Origin of the sequence: Prosthecobacter sp. SYSU 5D2 (assembly GCF_039655865.1) — a bacterium.
Taxonomy (GTDB): domain Bacteria; phylum Verrucomicrobiota; class Verrucomicrobiia; order Verrucomicrobiales; family Verrucomicrobiaceae; genus Prosthecobacter.
This window is the reverse complement of the sequence record NZ_JBBYXL010000015.1, coordinates 35,221-54,024: the sequence shown is the minus strand read 5'-3', so window position 1 is coordinate 54,024 and position 18,804 is coordinate 35,221. Positions and strand designations below refer to the sequence as shown.

General features: G+C 61.0%; 13 protein-coding genes. 6 read left to right on the top strand and 7 right to left on the bottom strand.

The window, feature by feature from the left end; all coding sequences use genetic code 11:
- Positions 1–111 precede the first annotated feature (111 nt).
- Positions 112–972 carry an alpha/beta hydrolase gene (locus WJU23_RS21875; protein ID WP_346334764.1) on the bottom strand — a complete coding sequence of 287 codons (861 nt, stop codon included), beginning with the start codon at positions 970–972 and terminating at the stop codon, positions 112–114.
- 204 nt (positions 973–1,176) lie between these two features.
- Between WJU23_RS21875 and WJU23_RS21870 the strand changes: the two genes are divergently transcribed.
- The 4 genes from WJU23_RS21870 to secD all read left to right on the top strand — a co-directional run bounded on the left by WJU23_RS21870 (position 1,177) and on the right by secD (position 6,476).
- Positions 1,177–2,286 carry a hypothetical protein gene (locus tag WJU23_RS21870; protein ID WP_346334763.1) on the top strand — a complete coding sequence of 370 codons (1,110 nt, stop codon included), beginning with the start codon at positions 1,177–1,179 and terminating at the stop codon, positions 2,284–2,286.
- A 234-nt stretch (positions 2,287–2,520) separates the two neighbouring features.
- A complete protein-coding gene (gene tgt / locus WJU23_RS21865) occupies positions 2,521–3,660 on the top strand; it encodes a tRNA guanosine(34) transglycosylase Tgt (protein WP_346334762.1) in 1,140 nt (379 codons plus the stop codon).
- On the top strand, positions 3,657–4,010 hold the full coding sequence (yajC, locus tag WJU23_RS21860) for a preprotein translocase subunit YajC (RefSeq protein ID WP_346334761.1): 354 nt from the start codon (positions 3,657–3,659) through the stop codon (positions 4,008–4,010). Before tgt ends, yajC begins: the two co-directional genes overlap by 4 nt.
- A 63-nt stretch (positions 4,011–4,073) precedes the next feature.
- Positions 4,074–6,476 carry a protein translocase subunit SecD gene (secD, locus tag WJU23_RS21855; RefSeq protein ID WP_346334760.1) on the top strand — a complete coding sequence of 801 codons (2,403 nt, stop codon included), beginning with the start codon at positions 4,074–4,076 and terminating at the stop codon, positions 6,474–6,476.
- Between the two features lie 379 nt (positions 6,477–6,855).
- On the opposite strand, the gene WJU23_RS21850 is transcribed toward secD, so the two are convergent.
- The 6 genes from WJU23_RS21850 to WJU23_RS21825 all read right to left on the bottom strand — a co-directional run bounded on the left by WJU23_RS21850 (position 6,856) and on the right by WJU23_RS21825 (position 11,705).
- Positions 6,856–7,782 carry a hypothetical protein gene (locus WJU23_RS21850; RefSeq protein WP_346334759.1) on the bottom strand — a complete coding sequence of 309 codons (927 nt, stop codon included), beginning with the start codon at positions 7,780–7,782 and terminating at the stop codon, positions 6,856–6,858.
- A 54-nt stretch (positions 7,783–7,836) separates the two neighbouring features.
- Positions 7,837–9,165: an ABC transporter permease gene (locus tag WJU23_RS21845; protein WP_346334758.1), complete on the bottom strand. Its 1,329-nt coding sequence runs from the start codon at positions 9,163–9,165 to the stop codon at positions 7,837–7,839.
- Positions 9,162–9,596: a PIN domain-containing protein gene (locus WJU23_RS21840; protein ID WP_346334757.1), complete on the bottom strand. Its 435-nt coding sequence runs from the start codon at positions 9,594–9,596 to the stop codon at positions 9,162–9,164. Before WJU23_RS21840 ends, WJU23_RS21845 begins: the two co-directional genes overlap by 4 nt.
- On the bottom strand, positions 9,593–9,868 hold the full coding sequence (locus tag WJU23_RS21835) for a hypothetical protein (protein WP_346334756.1): 276 nt from the start codon (positions 9,866–9,868) through the stop codon (positions 9,593–9,595). The genes WJU23_RS21840 and WJU23_RS21835 overlap by 4 nt, the downstream gene beginning before the upstream one ends.
- A 55-nt stretch (positions 9,869–9,923) precedes the next feature.
- Positions 9,924–11,210, bottom strand: a complete 1,287-nt coding sequence (locus WJU23_RS21830; protein ID WP_346334755.1) for an ABC transporter permease — start codon at positions 11,208–11,210, stop codon at positions 9,924–9,926.
- A 66-nt stretch (positions 11,211–11,276) separates the two neighbouring features.
- Positions 11,277–11,705, bottom strand: coding sequence for a type II secretion system protein (locus WJU23_RS21825; protein ID WP_346334754.1), 429 nt, complete (start codon positions 11,703–11,705; stop codon positions 11,277–11,279).
- A 283-nt stretch (positions 11,706–11,988) separates the two neighbouring features.
- On the opposite strand from WJU23_RS21825, the gene WJU23_RS21820 reads away from it, so the two are divergent.
- The gene (locus WJU23_RS21820) at positions 11,989–18,207 is read left to right on the top strand and encodes a hypothetical protein (RefSeq protein WP_346334753.1); all 6,219 of its coding nucleotides are present in this window, start codon (positions 11,989–11,991) and stop codon (positions 18,205–18,207) included.
- Positions 18,204–18,794 carry a hypothetical protein gene (locus tag WJU23_RS21815; protein ID WP_346334752.1) on the top strand — a complete coding sequence of 197 codons (591 nt, stop codon included), beginning with the start codon at positions 18,204–18,206 and terminating at the stop codon, positions 18,792–18,794. Before WJU23_RS21820 ends, WJU23_RS21815 begins: the two co-directional genes overlap by 4 nt.
- Positions 18,795–18,804 lie beyond the last annotated feature (10 nt).

The following is an 18,804-nucleotide window of genomic DNA, read 5'->3' as shown; positions in this document are numbered from 1 at the left end:
CAGCCATAAAAATAAAGTACTCTCTCACCGCTCCCTGGCAACCGCAAAAGAACCATCTCAACCTTCAAAGAAAAATCTTTCTGCCCCAAATCTTTTTACCCCATCTCCCCGTCATTGCCCCTTCCTCAAATGCCGGTCTAAAAATCCAACCGCCGGTCCCAAAATGTCCCCGTACGTCAGGAAAGCGGCGATGTGGTCGCGGCCGTTCTGCCAGACGAGTTCATGCGGCACGCCCGCTTTTTGCAGTGCGGCAGCGTAGTCGGAGGCATGGTCTGGGGGGACGAGGGTATCCTTGGAGCCATGGTAGATGAAAACAGGCGGATCTCCCGCGCTGATGTGCGTCACCGGGGAGGCTTCGGCATACAGGGCGGGTTTTTCCCGCAGGCTGCCGCCGAGGTAAACGGAGACAATAGGGCTGCGGTCAAATTTGCGCAGATCCGTCGGCGCACCCCCGGCCACCACGGCTTTGAAGCGCAGCCCCTTGGCTGAATCCAGCGCTCCCATCATAGCGGCGAGTTGCCCGCCGGCGGAGTAGCCGAAGACGCCCAGGCGGTCCTTTTGCAAGCGGAGTGTCTCTGCATTCGCCACCATCCAGCGCGTGGCCTGGCGCAGGTCCTCCACTTGAGCGGGGTAGAGATGCTCCGGGGCCAGACGGTACGTCGTGTTCATCACCACATAGCCCCGCCTGGCCAGGTGCTCGGACAGGCCCGCCATGTCGCTGCGGCGTTCCTTGCCCGTCCAGCTTCCGCCATGAATCATCAGGATGCCCGGCCAGGGCCCTGGGCCATCGGGCACATATACATCCGCTGGCAGCGCCTGCGGCCAGCCGGGCGGAGTATAGATCACATCCTTCTGCACCGTGAAGCCCCCCACCCGCACCGGCGGCACTTTTTCACCCGTGGGAGCGCCCACACGGGTGGTGCAGGACAGACTCGCAAGCAGGAGGGGCAGCAGGAAAAAAGCTTTCATCATAGCAGGTAAGTCAGGCCAGTTGATTCGCCCCCGCTCTCCCCACGGATTCACAAAACGCTTTCCCCAGATCTCAACTCAGTCAGTGTGACGCCATTCTCCCTCCTTCATCAGATCATTGGTTCTCGACTTTCTGCAGCAGTCATTCGTCATTTTGCATTCGTCCCCCCTTGCACCCCATCCCATCCGCAGGCATCAGCTTTCCCCATGCTTCGTGGCGCTGAACAATGGCTTTTTTCCTACCTCACACGTGAGCGGCACTCCAGACGCATCACGCCGGAGCAGCCGCTGCACGCTTGCATCGCCGTGTGCGACCACTTTGAGCCCCTCCATCACACGGACAAAGCTGGTGCCCTGAAGGCCATCGGCGACTGGCAGGCTGCCTGGCCGGACCTGGTGAAAAACCACCCCGACAGCGGCGGACGCGGCCCCCGGCACACCTTTTTCTTCCCGGTGGAGCAGTATGATGCGGACCTCATCGCCCGTGTGGCCAGCCTCTGCGCGCAGACCGGCAGCGAAGTGGAAATCCACCTCCATCACGACAACGACACCGAGGAAAGCGTGTCCAAGCTGCTCCTGGATGGTGCGCGCGACCTCGCGAGCCACGGCCTGCTGACCCGCAGTGCCGATGGCACGCCGCGATATGCCTTTATCCATGGCAACTGGGCGCTGGACAATTCCCGCCCGGACGGCCGCTGGTGCGGTGTTTCCAATGAACTGGCCGTCCTGAAGCGCACTGGATGTTATGCAGACCTGACGATGCCCAGCGCGCCAGACCCCTGCCAGACCCGCACTGTCAATGCCATCTATTATGCCCAGGAGGACGGCTGCGCCAAATCCCACGATCGCGGCATTCCCGTCCAGGCGGGTAAAACCGCTCCCCTGCGGGATAAAGACGACCACCTGCTTCTCATCCAGGGGCCGCTGGGCCTGAACTGGTCCGGCCGCAAATTTGGACTCCTGCCCCGCCTGGAAAATGGCGACCTGACCGGCAACAACCCGCCCACGGTCCAGCGTGCCCGCCTCTGGCTGGAGCTCTGCCCCCGGGTGAAAAACGGTGCTCCGTGGGTGTTCATCAAGCTGCACACACACGCCGGCATTCCCAAAAACTACCGCGCCCTGCTCGGCGATCCCGCCCGCCGTTTTTACCAGGGCCTGAACGAACTGGGCCGCAGCCTCCCCGGCTTTCATCACCATTTCGTCACCGCCCGGGAGATGGTAAACCTCATCCACGCTGCCGAAGACGGTAAAACCGGGAGCCCCGCCGACTGGCTCGACTACCGTCTCCCCCCGCCTCCGGTTCTGCGCAATTCCTGAGCCCCAGCCTCAAGCAAATCCCCGTTTCGCTGGTTATAAACATAAATATATGATATTTTATGGTGTATAAATTTGGAACCCACCTCTCCTGCATTCCAGCCGTTCTCATTCAATTCTCAGAAAAAATCTTTTTATCCCCCCATCTTTCTACCCTCCCTCCCCCAACACCGCCTTTGACACCCGGCCCATCGTCCGCCACACTCCGCGCCCTTTTCCCTGTTTAGTTCCCGTACCATGTTTGAACTTCTGGCCACCGATCCCGGCTCCTCCGCTCGTCGCGGCAGGCTGACGACGCCTCATGGCGTGATCGAGACGCCCATCTTCATGCCCGTCGGTACCCAGGCTACCGTCAAGGCCGTGCATCCGGAGGAGCTGCGCTCCCTGGAGGCGCAGATCATCCTGGGGAACACTTATCACCTCTGGGTGCGCCCCGGAATGGAAATCATCGGTGCCGCCGGTGGTCTGCACAAGTTTATGAACTGGGACCGCCCCATCCTCACCGACAGCGGCGGATACCAAGTCTTTTCTTTGGCCAAGCTGCGCAAGCTCAAGGAGGAAGGCTGTTACTTTAACAATCATGTGGACGGAACCCCTATGTTCCTGGGGCCGGAGACCGCCATGGAGATCCAGGCCACGCTGGGCAGCGACATCGCCATGCTGTTTGATGAATGCACGCCCTGGCCCTGCGAGCACAAACCGGCCAAGGAAAGCCTGGAGCTGACCCTGCGCTGGGCACGCCGCTGCCGGGACTGGATTGACAAACACCAGCCGCAGACCGGTGGTGGTGCGCAGCTTCATTTCGGCATCGTCCAGGGCAGCACTTATGAAGATCTGCGCCAGCACTCCGCACGGGAACTTGTGGCCATGGGCTTCAGCGGATACGCCATCGGCGGCCTCAGCGTTGGCGAGCCGGAGGAGGACATGATGCGCATTGCTGAGTGGACCTGCCCCCTCCTGCCGGAAAACAAAGCCCGTTATGCCATGGGCCTCGGCACCCCGCCGCAGATGGTGGAGCTCATCGCCCGCGGCATTGACATGTTTGACTGCGTGCTGCCCACCCGCCTGGCCCGCAATGGCACCGCCTATACCCACGAGGGCACCCTGAACCTGCGAAACAACAAGTTCGCCAAAGACTTCCGCCCCCTCGCGGAGGACACCCATCCGCTCTGCCAGGGCTTTTCCAGAGCCTACATCCGCCATTTGATCAATACCCAGGAGGTGCTGGGTTTACGGTTGATTTCCCTGCACAATCTGCATTTCTACCTGTCCCTCGCGTCCAGGGCCCGCTCAGCCATCGAACAAGGTTGCTTTGCGGACTTCCGCGCCGAGGTCGTTGCCCGTTACCAAACCCGCCCCGAAAATACCGATTCATGACCGCATCCTTCCTCACCATCCTCGCCCAAGCCCCTGCTGGAGGCGCTGCTCCCGGCGGCCTCTTTGGCAATCCCATGGTGTTCATGGTGCTCATGTTCATCATGATGTACTTCCTGCTCATCCGCCCCCAGCGCATGCGCCAGAAGGAACTGGAAAAGCTCATCAACAGCGTCAAGGTCGGTGACCATGTCATCCTCAACGGCGGCGAGCACGGCATCATCACCAGCGTCAAGGACAAGACCGTCATGGTCAAACTGGCCGACAATGTGAAGGTCGAATACGAGCGCAGCGCCATCGCCACCATCAGCAAAAAGTCCGACGTCGTCGAAGCCACCACCACTGCTGCATGACCTGCTGCCGCCCGTGCTTACTGAGCACCGCGCACTGAGCACTTTTAGAAAAACAACCCCACCATGGCCCCCATCTTAACCTTCCTCGTTGGATCCTCGATCCTTCTGCTGCTCCTCTTTTACATCGGCACCGTCCGGCATGACAGCAAGCGCCTCTACGGCACCCTGCTCATCTTCATTGCTACCATCTTCGCGGTGATCACGGTGAACAACATGGGCATCAAGAAGGGCATTGACCTTCAGGGCGGCAGCGAGTTCGTCGTGCAGCTCGAGCCAGGAAAGCTCGATGATGGCAGCAGCAAGCCCGTTACTGCAGACTCCGTCCAGCAGGCCATGGCCATCCTGGAAAAGCGCCTCAACCCGGAAGGCGTGCTCGACCTTTCCATGCAGCCTCAGGGGGATGACCGCATCCTCATCCAGATGCCCGGTGTGAAGGCGGAGGAATTCGCCAACGTCCGCGAAAAAATCCAGCAGGTCGCCTTCCTGGAATTCCGCATCGTCCACCAGCAGAGCGCTTCCAAGCTGGCTGAAATCCAGGCCAACGGTGGTGTCAAGGAACCCGGCTGGGATGAACTGCCCTACAAGGCTGAAAAAGACGCCGAGGGCAATGAGCTTCCCAGCCGTGGCAGCGAGCTCGTCCGCAACCGCGCCGACATGGAAGGCAAGTATGTCAAGGAAGCCTTCGCCACCTTTGATGCCGAAGGCTGGAAGGTCATCCTGAATTTCGATAGTACCGGCTCCAGGCTCTTCGATGAAGTCGCGGCCTCCAATCAGGGCCGCCAGATGGCCATCGTGGTGGACAAAGAAATCATCTCCGCTCCCGTCCTTCAGGCGGCCAGCTTCGGCGGCACCGCCGTCATCAGCGGCCGCTTCAAGGAACTGGAAGCCCGCACCCTCGCCAGCCTCCTGGAGAACCCGCTGGAAAACCCCATGACCATCCTTTCAGAGAGCGCCGTCTCTTCCGCTTATGGTGAGTCCTCCATCAACCAGGGCAAGTGGGTCGGTATTGGCGGCCTGGCTTTCACCACACTGTTCATGCTCTTCGTTTACCGCATGGCTGGCCTCATCGCCATCGTCGGTCTGGTCATCAATCTCACCATCCTCTTTGGCGGCATGTCGCTCTTCGGCTTCACGCTGACGATGCCCGGTATCGCCGGTATCGTCCTCACCATCGGCATGGCTGTGGATGCCAACGTGCTGATCTATGAACGTCTTCGCGAGGAAATGGAGGCTGGCAAAACCCTCGCTGGTGCGCTGGAAGCCGCTTATGAAAAGGCCTTCTCGGCCATTGCGGATTCCAACATCACCACCCTCATCTCCGCCATCATCCTCTTCAGTGTCGCCGGCGGTCTGGTGAAGGGTTTCGCGATTACCCTCATGCTTGGTCTGCTGTCCTCCATGGTCGGCGCCCTCATTGTCACCCGCGTCATCTTCATGTGGGTGATTGACAAAGGCATCCTGACCAGCCTCAAAACCACCAAGCTGATTCCGGACGGTGTCTTTGACATCCTTTCCAAGGCCAAGGGCTTCATCTTTGCCTCTCTGATCATCACCGCCATTTCCTTTGGCACCCTCGCCATGAAGGGTACGGCCAGCCTCGGCATTGACTTCCGCGGCGGTTCCCTCACCCACGTCGAACTCAAGGAAGGCAAGACCCTTACCGATGGTGAGCTGGAGACCGTGCTCAAAGACCTCAAACTGGAAGATGGCAGCGGCATTGGCAGCTTCTACCTCCAGCGCAAAGGCAATGCCACTGGCGGTGACGTCATCGCCATCCGCAGCGAGTTCGCAGCCGGTCCGGTCATTGAGGACGCCGTGAAGGTGAAGTTTGCCGACCAGATCTCCGGCACCGAAGGCAGCCGTGTGGGTGCCGTCATTGGAGATGAAGCCGCCAAGATCTCCCTCATCGCCTTGAGCATCGCCCTCATCGCCATCTTCGCCTACCTCATCTTCCGCTTTGAGTTCGCCTTTGCCGTCGGTGCCATCGTCGCCCTCTTCCATGACGTGCTCATGGTTCCCGGTCTCTGCGTCCTCTTCGGCCAGGAGCTCAGCCTCATCCACATCGGTGCCATGCTGACCGTCGCCGGTTATTCCATCAACGATACCATCGTCGTCTTCGACCGTATCCGCGAAAACATCCAGAAGGGCGTCGGTGGCAGCACCCGCGACCTCATGAATGACGCCATCTGCAAGACCCTCAGCCGTACCATCCTCACGGGTCCGACGGCTCTGGCTCCGATGATTGCCCTCCTCTTCCTGGGGAATCCGGCCATGCTGGAATTCGCCGTGCCGATCACCATTGGTGTGCTTCTGGGCACCTATTCCTCCATCTTCATCGCCAGCCCGCTGGTGCTGTGGTATGCGAAGAAGACCGGCACCAGCCTCAAGCGCCAGGTTCTGGATGCCAAGCTCGAAGCCGACAAAGCCGAGGCCGCCATCGCCGCCGCCAAAGCCGCCCAGGGCTGATCTTTGCAGGATTAAATTCCTTCTTCAAACGGGTGAGGTTGCCAGACCTCACCCGTTTGCTTTTTATAAAGTCATCCGCGTTGAATAACTTATGGTTAGTCCTTCGCGCCATCGCAGATCCCATCGCAAAACGCGGCAGCGTCCTGGAGTGCGGCGAAGAGAGGCAAGACGCAAATCTCTTGCCTCGGCATCGCCGCTTTCGCCGGAGCCGCGGATCATCTCGTAATCGCCGCACCTGCTTGTAAGCCCTGGCGAACGGCCTCCTTTGACCACCCATTCTGTTAGGCCATGATTCACCCGGAAAGAAAAGCGGTGATGCGCTTGAGCGCTTGCACCGCACTCCAGGACGCTTCGCGCCTGCGCAGATCCAATCACCGCCTCACTGCCCCTGTTGCGCCCAGAAGGCTTCCGGCGGCAGCAGGTCACTGCCAGTTTCATCAAAGCGGGTGCCGATCTCTTTCAACGGTAGCGCTTTGGCCGCCTCCAGTCCTGCTTTCACGGTAGCCGGCGTAAACACCAGGCGCGTTAGCCGCATCCCCGCCAGCGGTGAAAGGTCGGTGACCGGTGTCTCACCAATGTGCAGGCGCTGCAGTGCGCTGCCGCTCAGCGGCGAAAGGTCCATCACCTTGGTGCGATGCAGAGTCAGCGACACCAACGGCACGCCCTTCAGTCCTGCGATGCTTTCCACCGGTGTGCCGGTCAGCCACAGCATCTGAATGGGACTTTTGGAAAGCGGGCTCACGTCCGTGACCTTCGTGTCCACGGCATTGAACTCCACCAGCGGCGCACCTTCCAGCGCGCTGAGGTCGGAGACCGGCGTGCGGCTCAGGTACAGCTTTTCCAGCGGCATGCCCCGCAGCGGAGACAGGTCTGTGACCGGGCTGTCTTCGAGGTAGAGCTCAATGAGCTTCATGCCTTTCAACGGGCGGATGTCCTTGATGGGGGTGCCGCTGAGATCCAGGGCCAGGGGCTTGAGCTTCTCCAGGAACACCAGGTTCGTCACTTTGGCCTCTCGCAGATTCAGGGCGATGGGCTTGCCGTCCTCAATGCTGAACTCGCCATTGCCGGCGTATTCGTGGTTGTGATACTTGATCTCGGTGTGCAGCTTCTCCGCTGTCCAATAAGTCGTTTCAGCAGCGGGTGCCGGAGCTGTTGCGGGCGCGGCAGGCGTGGGTGTGGGTGCCGGGACTTCTTTTGCGACAGTGGCGGGAGCTGTGGCTGAGGTGGTCGTGGTGGCTTTGGGTTCTTCTCCACAGGAGGTCAGAAGCAGGGCGGCAGTGCAGGCGGAAAGCGGGAGACGGATCATGTACAAAGGGGAACGGTGGAGATGGGGCAGGATTTCAGCAGGTTGCGCACTTTGCTAATCCCGCAGCGCCACCGCCGGGTCCACCCGGGCGGCAAAGAAAGCCGGGATGAGTGCGGCCAGGAGGCAGAGCACAATGGCGAGTCCGCAGATAAAACTCAGGTCCACCATCTGCACCTGGGAGGGGATCTCGCTGAGGAAATAGATGTCCTGCGGGAAGAAGTCGCGCCCCGTCGCCTCGGAGATGAAGTCACGCAAATCATTGCGGAAATGCAGCACCGTCATGCCACCCGCCAGGCCGAGCACGATGCCCACCAGCGCCACAATGCCGGCCTGGGCCAGGAAGATGGCCACAATCTGCTGCGCCCGGCTGCCCAGGGCCGTGAGGATGCCAATCTCCCGCCGCTTTTGCACCGTCACCGTGATCGTCGTGTTCATCACACAGATGGCGGCCACCAGCATGATGAAGAACAGCAGGAAGTACATCAGGGACTGCTGGTTCTCCACCGACTGCAGGCGGGAACCATGCTCCATCGTCCAGGTTCGCACATTCCAGTCCAAGGGCAGCGTATCCCCATCGTATAGGGCTTCCGCAAAGGCGTCCGCCTGCGAGGGATCTGCCAGTTCCACTTCGATACCACTGACGTCGTCATCCAAATTGAAAAGTTCCTGCGCCACAAACAAGGGCGCATAACACCGCTCCCCGGCCGTGTCGGCCCGCAGGATGCCCACGATGGTCAGGTCACGCGGCAGCACCACGATTTCATCCTTCGCGGCCTGGGCTGCCTGGGGATCGGCGGATTCCTCCGCAGTCCGCAGGTCCTTGATCATCTGGCGGATGGTGTCAGAAGCCAGGATGGACAAAGGATCCCCGAGTTTCACACCGAGCTTTTTCGCCAGTTTATCGGTGATGATGATGTTGTCCTGCTTCAGATCGAAGCTCCCTTCCACAATGTGTTTGGAGAGCTTTTGCATGAGACCATTGTCCGGGCTGTCCTGAAGGCCGAAGAGCTCCACCCCTTCTGGATCGGAGTCGGCTGTGCGGGCGGCGATCGTATTCTCCGCCATCGGGGTGGCGGAAAGCACGCCCGGCATCGCCTTCATCTGTTTGAGAACTTCACGCCAGTTGCTGCGCTCCGGTTCCGGCACACCTTCCGGCAACTCCCCCGTATAGCGCGCATCCTGGACCAGCACCACATGCGGTTCAAATCCCAGCAGCAGTTCCTTGAACTCCACCTGCCAGCCCTTGAAGACCGACATCACCACCACCAGCACCCCCACCCCCAGCATGACCCCCAGCACTGAGATGAGCGAGATGATGGAGACCAGAGACCGCTTGGGCCGCAGGTAGCGCAGGGCAAGGAAAAAAGGAGCGTTGGAAATCATGGGGCGGGTTGGCGGTTGGCAGTCATCCAGTCAGCAGGGGAAATGCCCCCGGCACGGAGCAGGTGTTCTTTGTCCCAAGATACCAGGGTGCTGCCAGATAACGAAGCGGTTCCGGCATACAGCGCATCGGCCCCTCGCAGAAACTGGGAGGTGCCCAAGGTCAAGGATGCCGTCAGCAGCCACGCATTCATCTCCCACTCCTGAACTCCGGCGGCTAAAAAGACAGATCGGGTGAGCTCCTGCCCCTGGTCCGGGTCGCGAAGTTTTCTGGCGAGAGCACAGGCCACTTCCACCCTGGCATAGGCAGGGACGTGAAGGGAAAGCCCTTGCGTCAGGCAGGCAGTCAGAAACTCCCTGCTCTGCTGACAGAAAACATCAGCAGTATCCTGGGCAGCGATCCAGACACTGGCGTCAATGGTCACAGGGTTCATTCGGACAGATGACGGTTGCGATCTTCAGCCAGAAGGTCGCGCCCGCTGATGTTCCGGGGTGCCTTTTTCATGACCTTGTCAGCGAGGGCAAAACATTCCACCAGCCTGGCGGCAGCATCTGCTTGGAGAGCTGGCGCATTTGTTGTGGCTGTAGGCCGGATCACTCGCCGCAATCCATCAGCAACCAGATCCTTCATCTTGCGCCCTGTCAAGGCAGCAACCGCTTTTGCCTCTCGATAAAGAACATCGTCAATTTCTAGCGTCGTTTTCATAGGTCCATATTCCCATAAATCCATATTCCCGTCAAATTTACAGCTTCGACAAGGTTCAGTCTCTCAAGGCTTCAGCGGGGTCCATGCGGGCGGCGAACCAGGCGGGGATGAGGCCAGCGAGGATGCACAGGGCGATGGAGATGAGGCAGGTGAGGGCGACATCCCAGGGCTGAATGTAGGCGGGAATGGTGGAAAGGAAGACACCTTCCACCGCATGTACCTGGCCGCCAGTGAGCAGAGTCATGATCTCGCGAATGTCGTTGCGCAGCCAGAGCACCAGCAGGCTGCCTGCCAGACCGATGCCGGTGCCGACAACGCCGACGACAACGGCCTGCAACAGAAAGACGCTGACGATCTGCCGTGGCTGGCTGCCCAGTGCAGCCAGGACTCCGATCTCCCGGCGCTTCTGTGTGGTGACAGTGATGGTGGTGTTCATCACAGAAAAGGCTGCCACCAGAGCGATGATGGACAGGACGAACTGCATCATCGTCTGTTCGTTTTGCATGGCCGCGAGGCGGGATTCCCCTGCATCGGTCCAGAGGGTGAACTTGTAGCCTGGAAGCCGGGACCCGAGGCCGCTGGCAAAGTCTTTGGCCTGCTGCGGCTCATGAATTTCAATGGCGATGCCGCTCACCTCCAGGCCTAACTGGAAGAGCTGCTGGCCGGTCTGCAAGGAGACGTAAGCCGTAGGACCGGCGGTCTCGCCGCGCAGCACCCCGGAGATGCGCAGGGCTTGGGGATGCAGTTTGATCTGTGCGCGCAGGGCTTTCTTTTTCTCTTCGGAGTCTTCTTCATTGACCGCATTGAACTGCCGGACGGCCAAGTTGACGTTCTGCGAGGCATAAACGGTGATTTCATCCCCCACCCGCACGCCGAGCTGGTGGGCATGGTGATCGCTGATGACGACGGTGCCCTCCGGCAGGTCCAGGCTGCCATCCAGGATGTGAGGTGTCAGCTTGGCCAGGTTGGATGCCCCTTCGGTCTGGGACAGGCCCAGAGCAGGCGCGGCGGTCTGATAGTCCTCTCGGGCCAGGTAAAGGATGCCGCCTGCATAGGGTGCAGCGGAGACAACGCCCGGTTGTGCCCGGGCCAGCTTGAGGGCCTCCTGCCAGGGCGGGGCATTCTGGGCGGCGGTGTCCTTGGCCACCAGGACATGTGGCTCGGCCCCCATGAGGGTATCGCGAAAATCCACTTCAAACCCCAGCATGACCGCCCGCACCACGACCATCATCAGCACCCCGACGGCGACTCCGAGAATGGAAATAGTGGTGATGACCGAAACGAAGGAGCGTTTCGGGCGCAGGTAGCGCAGGGCTAGGAAGAGGGAGGCGCGGTTCACCATGGGCACCGCTACATTGGAGGCGCGAGCAGAAAGGTCAAAGGGTCTCGTTCACCCGGCGCACCGGCTTTAGCTCTGGCTGCTCTGCGGGGTCAGTCCATGTTGGGCTGCGTCCATGTCGTAGCGCACTTGGCCGTCATGGATGTTGAGGAAGCGTGCGGCCCCTTCGAGCTCTTCCTGGCCTAGGTTGGGGATGCGGAAGGTGCGGCCTTTAAACACCCCTTTTTCAATGGTGATGCCTTCTGCGATCTGGCGGGCAATGTCCAGCGTGGAGGTATGGTCAGCCACCAGCTCCAGTCCGGCAGCTTCCACCGCCTGGCACAGGGAGCAGATGTTTTGAGCGTTCCGCTGATCCCGGGCTTGGCGCGCCTCGTCTCCGCTCTTCCCATACCATGGCAGGGCAATGCTGATCATGACGCCAAGGATCGCGATGGTCATGACCATTTCGATCAAGCTAAAGCCAGCCGAAGGAGCTTGGGTGAAGGACGCAGATTTCATGAGGTGCCGGGGTGATAAGATGAATTTATGGAAAACCAAACTTTAACGCAACGGCTTTTTCATAAAAATGAGATTCACTAGTGTTTTCAATTCTCGATAATGAGAATTTGCAGAGGAATTAAGATTGATGGAAGAGGTAGCCAGCCCGAGCATTCTGCTTTTACCTTCTGCCCGAACTTGGAGCGTGGTATGCTCGTATCTCCATACGCTAATGCACCACCCGTTGAGATCTTTCGCTCCCAAGCAGCGCCTTTCGTTGGCGGTGGTACTCACGGCATGCCTGATGGCTTCTCTGACAGCCCAGGAGCCGCCGAAGTCCTGGACAGAAAGGGAAACCCGCCTGGCCAATGAATACCTTTCCTTGCTGGTCAGCCAGCCGGACTATGGCCGGGTGGTGGACCTGCTGTGGGGTTTATATGAGAAGCATGGGTCCACCCCGCTGCTGCTGGAAAACATCTCCGCCCAGGCCGCAGCCACCCGGCATCCCACCGTGCTGCTGGTGCAGGGGCATCTTTACCGCCGTGCCGGGGATCTGGCAAAGGCGGCAGATTTATATGATGAGGTGCTGAAAACGGAGCCGAAAAATACCCTTGCCTTACGCAGCCGTGCCGATGTGGCACGTGAACTGGCAGATCCCGCCCTGGCCTACACGCTGATCAGGCGCTGGGTGGATGGCCTGCAAGATGCGGACCCCGCCAAACCGCAGGCCTGTATAGAGCTGGGCACACTGGCTCATGCTACGGACAATGGAGAGGCAGCGGTGGCGGCCTGGGAGGCTGCGGCCCGTCTGCGGCCGGGTGACATGGAGATGTCCCGGCAGGTGGCCGACCTGCTGCTGCGCGCCGGTTTTCCGGCTCGCGCGGCCGCTTTTTACAGTGCGCTGGCTGAGCAGAGCGATCCGCAAAAACGTTTGGACGCGTTGTATGATCTGGCGCGCATCCAGGAGCATGCGGATGAATTTGCCAAAGCGGAAAATGCGTTATTGAAGGGTCTGGCGCTGCTCGACTTCCGGGATGGCCGCTATGCAGATTTCTTTCTCCGCCGGGTAAGGCTGAATGAGAGGTTCGGAAATCTGGATGAGTTGCGGGAGCAACTGAGTGCGGCGGTTGACGGGCCGTTCAATGAGCAAGCCTGGCGGGACTGGGGCCGCTTCAATGAGATCACGGTGGATCTGGATGAGCATTTGAGCGCCCTGCGCAGGCTGGTGCAAGAAGTGCCGCAAACGGATGACTACCGCTGGGAGCTGGTCAGGGCGCTGCTGGATCATGACGGGGCGGAAGAGGCGGCCAAACTGCTGGACGAGCGCATGAAGGGGGATGGAAGTGACCTGCCGGCGATAGTGTTTTTGCGATGCGAGGCGGATCTGCGGCAGGGCCGTCCGGAGGAGGCGGCCGCGCGCCTGAAAAAGCTCCTGACAGCCCAGGGCCAGAGCCTGGAGGTAGAAAAACAGGCGCTGAACTTTGCCCAGACGCGGGCGCTGGATGCGGTGATTGAAATGATTCTGACCCGGCGCGTGGAACGGGAGCCCGGCAAAACAGAGGCCGTTTTTGAGCTGGCGGGATTCTACCGGGCGCGAAGTGCTGCGCCCCGGGCAGAGAAACTGCTGCAGCAGTTCACCGCGCAGGCGGCCACAGAGGGGGAAAAGCAGCGGCGTCTCAATGATGCAGCGGCGTTCCTGGCCAGCGGCAGTGATCTGGACAGTGCCATCGTACTGGCCCGTGAGGCCGCAGGGAAACCCGCTGCCGGGAGAGAGGAATGGATGCGGCTGGCGGATCTGCTGGCCGAGCATGGGGACACGGAAGAAGCCGCCACGCTGCTCGAGAAAGCCTGGCAGGCCAGCACCACGGATGAAGACCGGCTGGATGCGGATGAACGGCTGTTCTCCGTCCTCATGGGCGAGCAGAGGTCGGAGGTGCGGACCAGCAGCGGCACGGCGGGTGATTTTAAGCTGCCGGATGCTTTCACCGGAAAGGGGTTTGCCAGCGGGCAGACTGTTGATAAGGACGCCAGTCCACTGCCGGAGGCGGTGATCAAACAGGCGAAATCCTTTTTCGGACTGCCGTTGTCGAATCCCGAAAGTCAGGACGCCCCAGCACCCGGCATGGGCAGGAAGGCAATGGAGAAAATCGGCCGGCTCCAATTGAAACCGGAACTGGCGGGCAATGTGAACGCGATCCAGCGGGCAGCCTGGTGGGCACTGCGCACAGAGCTGCTGCCGGAGGCGTATGAGCTGTTAAATCATCTGCAGACGGACCCGGCTACGGGCCAGATGCGCGAGCTGCCGCTGGAGGCGGAAAAGCTGCTGCTGGACCTGGCCATGACGGATAAAAACCAGGGCCTGGCCATGCGGGTGCTGCGCAGGCTGATGCAGCGGGACCCGGGCAACCGGATCCGCTATACCCTGCGCCTGAGCGAACTGATGATGGAATCCGAGCAGTCGGCAGTGAGCTCAGTACAAAATCCGCGCTGGATGCGTGAGGCTCCCTCCCCGCTGCCAGTGGTGGAGGCCACGCGATTGTTGGAACAGGCTTACCGGCAGATGCCGGAATCTGACCAGCTTCTGTCAGCCCTTACCCAGGCTTACACGCTTCAGCGCCGGACGGAGGATGCGCTCAGGCTCTGGAAGGAGGCAGTGAAAAAAGTCACGGGCAGTGCGGCGGTACCTCTGCTGGAGCGTTATGCGGACCTGCTACTGAGGATGAAAAAGCTGGAGGAGTACGTGCAGGTGCAGATGGACATTGTGGAACGGGAGGCGGATGTGAAGCGCCGCCGTGAAGCCTTCCGCCGTTTTGCGGACCGGCTGCTGTGGTCTGCTGAAGGGGGCGAGCTGCCGGAGGAGATCACCCAGGAGCGGTTGAAGCTGATCGAGAAAGCGCTGACGGAACAGACACGACGACATCCCTTTGACGGTTTTTATCATGAGGCGCTGGCGCTGGTCTTTGAGAAAGGCGGGGACAATGCGCGGGCTTTCCAGTCCATGAAGCAGGCATATTACACGTCGCCGGAAACACCCTTTTCGTTAGGCCAGCTCCGCGAGGCTGCCCTGAAAGTGGCGGACCTGAAGGCGGCCATTTATTTTCAGAAGCAGATCACCGCCACGGCCCCGCCCGCAGAGCTGGCGGCAGAATCCCGGCGCTTGGTGGAGTTGCTGGAGCAGACTTTCCAGATCGCTGAGGCGGACAGGGTGCGCCGGCGGCTGGAGAGCCGGTTTTCCCAGGATGTGGCGGCGCTGGAAAACCTGGCGGAACATTACCGGACGACGGGCCAGGACGAGGCGGAGCGGAGGGTCTATGAGCAGGTGGCCCGTGTCCGCCCCTGGGATGCGCGGTCACAATTGCGCATCGCGCTAAAAAGCCTGCGCCTGGCGGACGATGAGGCGGCAGAAGCTCATTTGCGGGAGATCCTGGAACGCACGGAGGACCAGGCCTATGAGGTGCCTGCCAAAGGCACGGAACGGCTGCCGCTGCCACTCACGGATCTGCGCAAAACGGGCTCTCCTGGGCCGGTGACGGAGATTACCGGTCTGCTGGATACGGTCCCCGGGCTGGACAATGCGGCGACGAGCCGCTTGAGAGCCTTTTTGAATCTGCAGCGGCCGGAATTTACCGAATTGCCAGAACCGGTGGAACTGGTACGGCTGCGCGTGATCGAGGAGCTGGCCCGGCTGGTGGTGCAGCAGGATGAGGCTGCGCAGCAGCAGTGGCTGGCAGACTGGAGCGGCGCGGAGAAGCCGGCGGTGGAGCGGCTGTGGGCGCTTTATTATGCCGGGGCGGGGGCGGAGTTCCGCCGGCTGTTGAGGCAGACACTCAAGGAGACGCCGACGCTGGAGACACGCTTTTCACTCCTTTGGCTGATGGTGCGCTCCCACGGCCTGTCTGAAGCCATGGCCTGGACCCGGCAGGCGGGGCTGGAGAACGGAATTTTAGAGGAGCGCAAACAGATCCTGCAGGCAGTGGTGGCCATGCTGGCGGATTTGGACACCTTCCGCTTCGCCAAAGGAGAGCTGACGCAGCTTGGCGAGTCCCGGCTGCTTCCGAACACGGCGATTTTGGGAATCACCCGTGATTTGCAGGATCAGCAGCGGTATCCTGAGGCGCTGGAGCTGGGTGAAAGCCTGCGGCGGAATTCGCCTGGGATGGCAGATGACTATGCCTTTTTCCTTTCCCGGATCGCAGAATCGGCGGAGCGCTGGGATCTGGCGCGGCAGTATCTGGGCCAGGTGGTGCGGGGTCCGGTCAGGCCGGGGGCTTACCGGGGCACCTATGATCCTTATCTCTACAGCCTGAGCACGGCCAACCGGCTGGCCACATCGGAGCAGGAGCGGGAGGAAACCTTGCGGGCAGCGTGGAAGCGGCTGCAAAGCACCCCGGATTCCGCACTGACGCGGCTGAGAAAATCGGCCGTGGCCGGGCTGGCCGGTGCCCAGGATACCGCTGCTGAGGAGTTACGCTCATTCATCGCCGGAGACTTCCTCGGCGCACGGCGCATGGGAGAACCGCCGGGCCTGCTGATGCCCCAGGGATCCACCCGGCACGAGGAGGCTCTGCACCTGCGCGGGCTGTGGGAGGAGACACGGGAGATCCAGGCCAGCTTTGTGCAGCAGGGGCTGTCCGGGGTGGTGCACCAGGCCAACGAGGGGCTGACCGCCAAGTGGGGGGCCGTGGGGCTGAGCTCCCGCAGCGGCCAGGAATTTACAGAATGGCGTCTGGGCCATCTGACCCGCCAGTTGCGGCAGGTGAACTATCCCACACGCCTGCGCCTGATCCGGGATTACCTGGCCAGTGTGGACATGAGCCTGGAGGTCTCCGTGGAGACGCTCAGCGAGCTGGGGGGGCGGCTGGAATCCCAGGGGATGGCGCGGGAGGCGATTGATGTGTACCGCCTGCTGCCTGAGCGCGCACCAGCAAATCCGGAGTATGCGCAGTGGCTGATCCGGGCCAGCGAGACCGCCCGGGAAACCCAGATGGGGTTGAAATTCACCCTGCAACTGCTGCTGGCCGAGCCACCGATGAAACCGCCGCTGCCGGGAGATGAGGTGCTGCATGAAAAACATGCTTATTTCCTGGCGCAGGATTATGACCTGGCGGAGCTGACGCGAAGGGGGGCCGCCCTGCCCGCCTCCTGGCGTGCCCTGCAGGGGCGGATCCCGCCCGTCGTGCCGTATCTACGGGAGCTGGCACTGCTGTATGAGCGGATGGACCGGAAGAAGGAAGCGCTGGAGACCTGGGACCGTCTTTATCTGGCCTATACCAGCCATGCGGAAACAGGCATCCTGCCAGATGCGGAGACCTGCCTGCACCGGGGCAGGCTTCTGCAGGAGATGGGCCGCAATGAAGAGGCCCTGCAATCCCTGCGGGCAGTGGCATTGACGGAGGCCTCCGGCGCGGCTGGCCGGGAAGTTCTGAAATTGCGGGCGGAGATCGTCGCGGCTGCAGGCGGGTGGGAGGAATTCCGTGAGCTGATGGCCGTGGCCGTGGAAAGAAAGTCACTGGATGCCATGGCCCACCTGGCCGGGCTGCTGCGCAAGCATGACCGGGCTACCGATGCACTGAACCTGCTGACGCAGGGAGAGCGCAGCGTGCAGACAGATGCGGACCGCTTTTCTCTGAGGCTGGAACTGTTGAAACTGATGGTGCAGGAGCCGTCCTGGACCCCAGAGAGGGGGCGGTCCCAGCTGGCTTCACTTTTTCGCGTACGCAATCGCGACCGGGACGTGCTAAAGCCGTTTGTGGAATGGATGACGGAGCAGGCAGGGAGGGCGAATCATGCCGCCTGGGCTGCCTTTTTACGTGCGGAGACGCGGGCCGGGCTGGACAGGCCGCTGGCCGCCCTGGCCCTCTGTGCATTGGCGAAGGGGCTGCCGGAAAAGGCTGGAGATGACATCGCCCTGGGCTGGGCCGCTGCCAGGGAAGGGGACCGGATTTGTCTGGAGCTGGGGGCTGAGATGCTGCTGCGGGCCGGACGTGCCCGTTGGGCCTGGGATGCCTGCCTGATGCTGCAAGAGCTGCCAACACTGCGGCTGGATGGTCGCAAACTGCCGATGATGGTGCGCGTGGCCCATGCCCTGGGGGAGCGCGTCATTGTGCAGGAGTATTTCGCGGAGGTCATCCGCCGCAGTGTGCCCGGCGGCGTGCAGCCGATGGAGTGGGCGCAGGCTTTTGAAGACGTAGGAGAACCCGGTCTGGCACGGGAGCTTTACCAGCAGGCGCTGGAGAAGCTGGAATCCACCCAAAGCCTGCAGCCGGACCTGTGCGCGGGCTGGATACGCTTTCTCATACGCCATCAGGACTATGAGAAAGCGGAGATCTATCTGATGCAAAACAGCTGGGCGCTGGTGAATGATTCGGCCAGTTTGATTTTTGAGCTTTACCAGGCCTGGGGTAAGCTGGCATCTATGGAGGCGGAACTGCCCAAGTTTCACCTGCCCGCCGGGGTGCTGAAGGAGACGCTCTTTCTCAGCCGTCGTGCGCAGGGTCTTCCACCCCCCGCCAGCCGTCCATGATTTCACCCCGTATTCTTTTGCTTCTGCCGCTTCTGCTGGGAGCCTGTTCCTCCAAGGAGCAGTCGAAGGCGCCTCCCGTGATGTCTCAGAAAATGTCGGACCGGATCGCGGCTTCCCGCAAACGGATGGGCGATATGAATGACCGGAGCGTTTTCGACAAAGGGATGAGATCCAGCTTTGACAAGGGCAAGACCACCTCCGGCTGGTTGGGAAAGAAGAGTTACAAGTCCAATGAGTATGCAGGGACCAAAAGCTTTGCGACCAGGAAGGATTTTCAGACCAGCACTTTCACCGGTGCCGGCAACAAGAGCAGCCTGGCCGGCCAGAGCTTTGGTGAGGCGGAAAAATCCCCCGACGGGATGACAGGAACCTTTGAGACTAAAGCCAGCGGCTTTGGCAGTCAGACAGCCAGCGAAGGCAGCCAGAGTTATGACGGCGCGGATACAGTTTTCAAAACGGGGGCTCAACGGGATGCCCTGCGCAGCCAGATCAAGAACGACCGGCCGCAGTTCATCCGGCTGGAGGATAATGAGCGGACGCCTGCTTATACGGAGGACCAGGTGCGCCGTCTGTTAGGCCGTAAATAAGAGGCGCTGT

Excerpts from the sequence above, each read along its gene's own strand:
- WJU23_RS21875 (WP_346334764.1), bottom strand. The coding sequence starts at position 972 with ATGATGAAAGCTTTTTTCCTGCTGCCCCTCCTGCTTGCGAGTCTGTCC.
- WJU23_RS21870 (WP_346334763.1), top strand. The coding sequence starts at position 1,177 with ATGCTTCGTGGCGCTGAACAATGGCTTTTTTCCTACCTCACACGTGAG.
- tgt (WP_346334762.1), top strand. The coding sequence starts at position 2,521 with ATGTTTGAACTTCTGGCCACCGATCCCGGCTCCTCCGCTCGTCGCGGC.
- yajC (WP_346334761.1), top strand. The coding sequence starts at position 3,657 with ATGACCGCATCCTTCCTCACCATCCTCGCCCAAGCCCCTGCTGGAGGC.
- secD (WP_346334760.1), top strand. The coding sequence starts at position 4,074 with ATGGCCCCCATCTTAACCTTCCTCGTTGGATCCTCGATCCTTCTGCTG.
- WJU23_RS21850 (WP_346334759.1), bottom strand. The coding sequence starts at position 7,782 with ATGATCCGTCTCCCGCTTTCCGCCTGCACTGCCGCCCTGCTTCTGACC.
- WJU23_RS21845 (WP_346334758.1), bottom strand. The coding sequence starts at position 9,165 with ATGATTTCCAACGCTCCTTTTTTCCTTGCCCTGCGCTACCTGCGGCCC.
- WJU23_RS21840 (WP_346334757.1), bottom strand. The coding sequence starts at position 9,596 with ATGAACCCTGTGACCATTGACGCCAGTGTCTGGATCGCTGCCCAGGAT.
- WJU23_RS21835 (WP_346334756.1), bottom strand. The coding sequence starts at position 9,868 with ATGAAAACGACGCTAGAAATTGACGATGTTCTTTATCGAGAGGCAAAA.
- WJU23_RS21830 (WP_346334755.1), bottom strand. The coding sequence starts at position 11,210 with ATGGTGAACCGCGCCTCCCTCTTCCTAGCCCTGCGCTACCTGCGCCCG.
- WJU23_RS21825 (WP_346334754.1), bottom strand. The coding sequence starts at position 11,705 with ATGAAATCTGCGTCCTTCACCCAAGCTCCTTCGGCTGGCTTTAGCTTG.
- WJU23_RS21820 (WP_346334753.1), top strand. The coding sequence starts at position 11,989 with ATGGCTTCTCTGACAGCCCAGGAGCCGCCGAAGTCCTGGACAGAAAGG.
- WJU23_RS21815 (WP_346334752.1), top strand. The coding sequence starts at position 18,204 with ATGATTTCACCCCGTATTCTTTTGCTTCTGCCGCTTCTGCTGGGAGCC.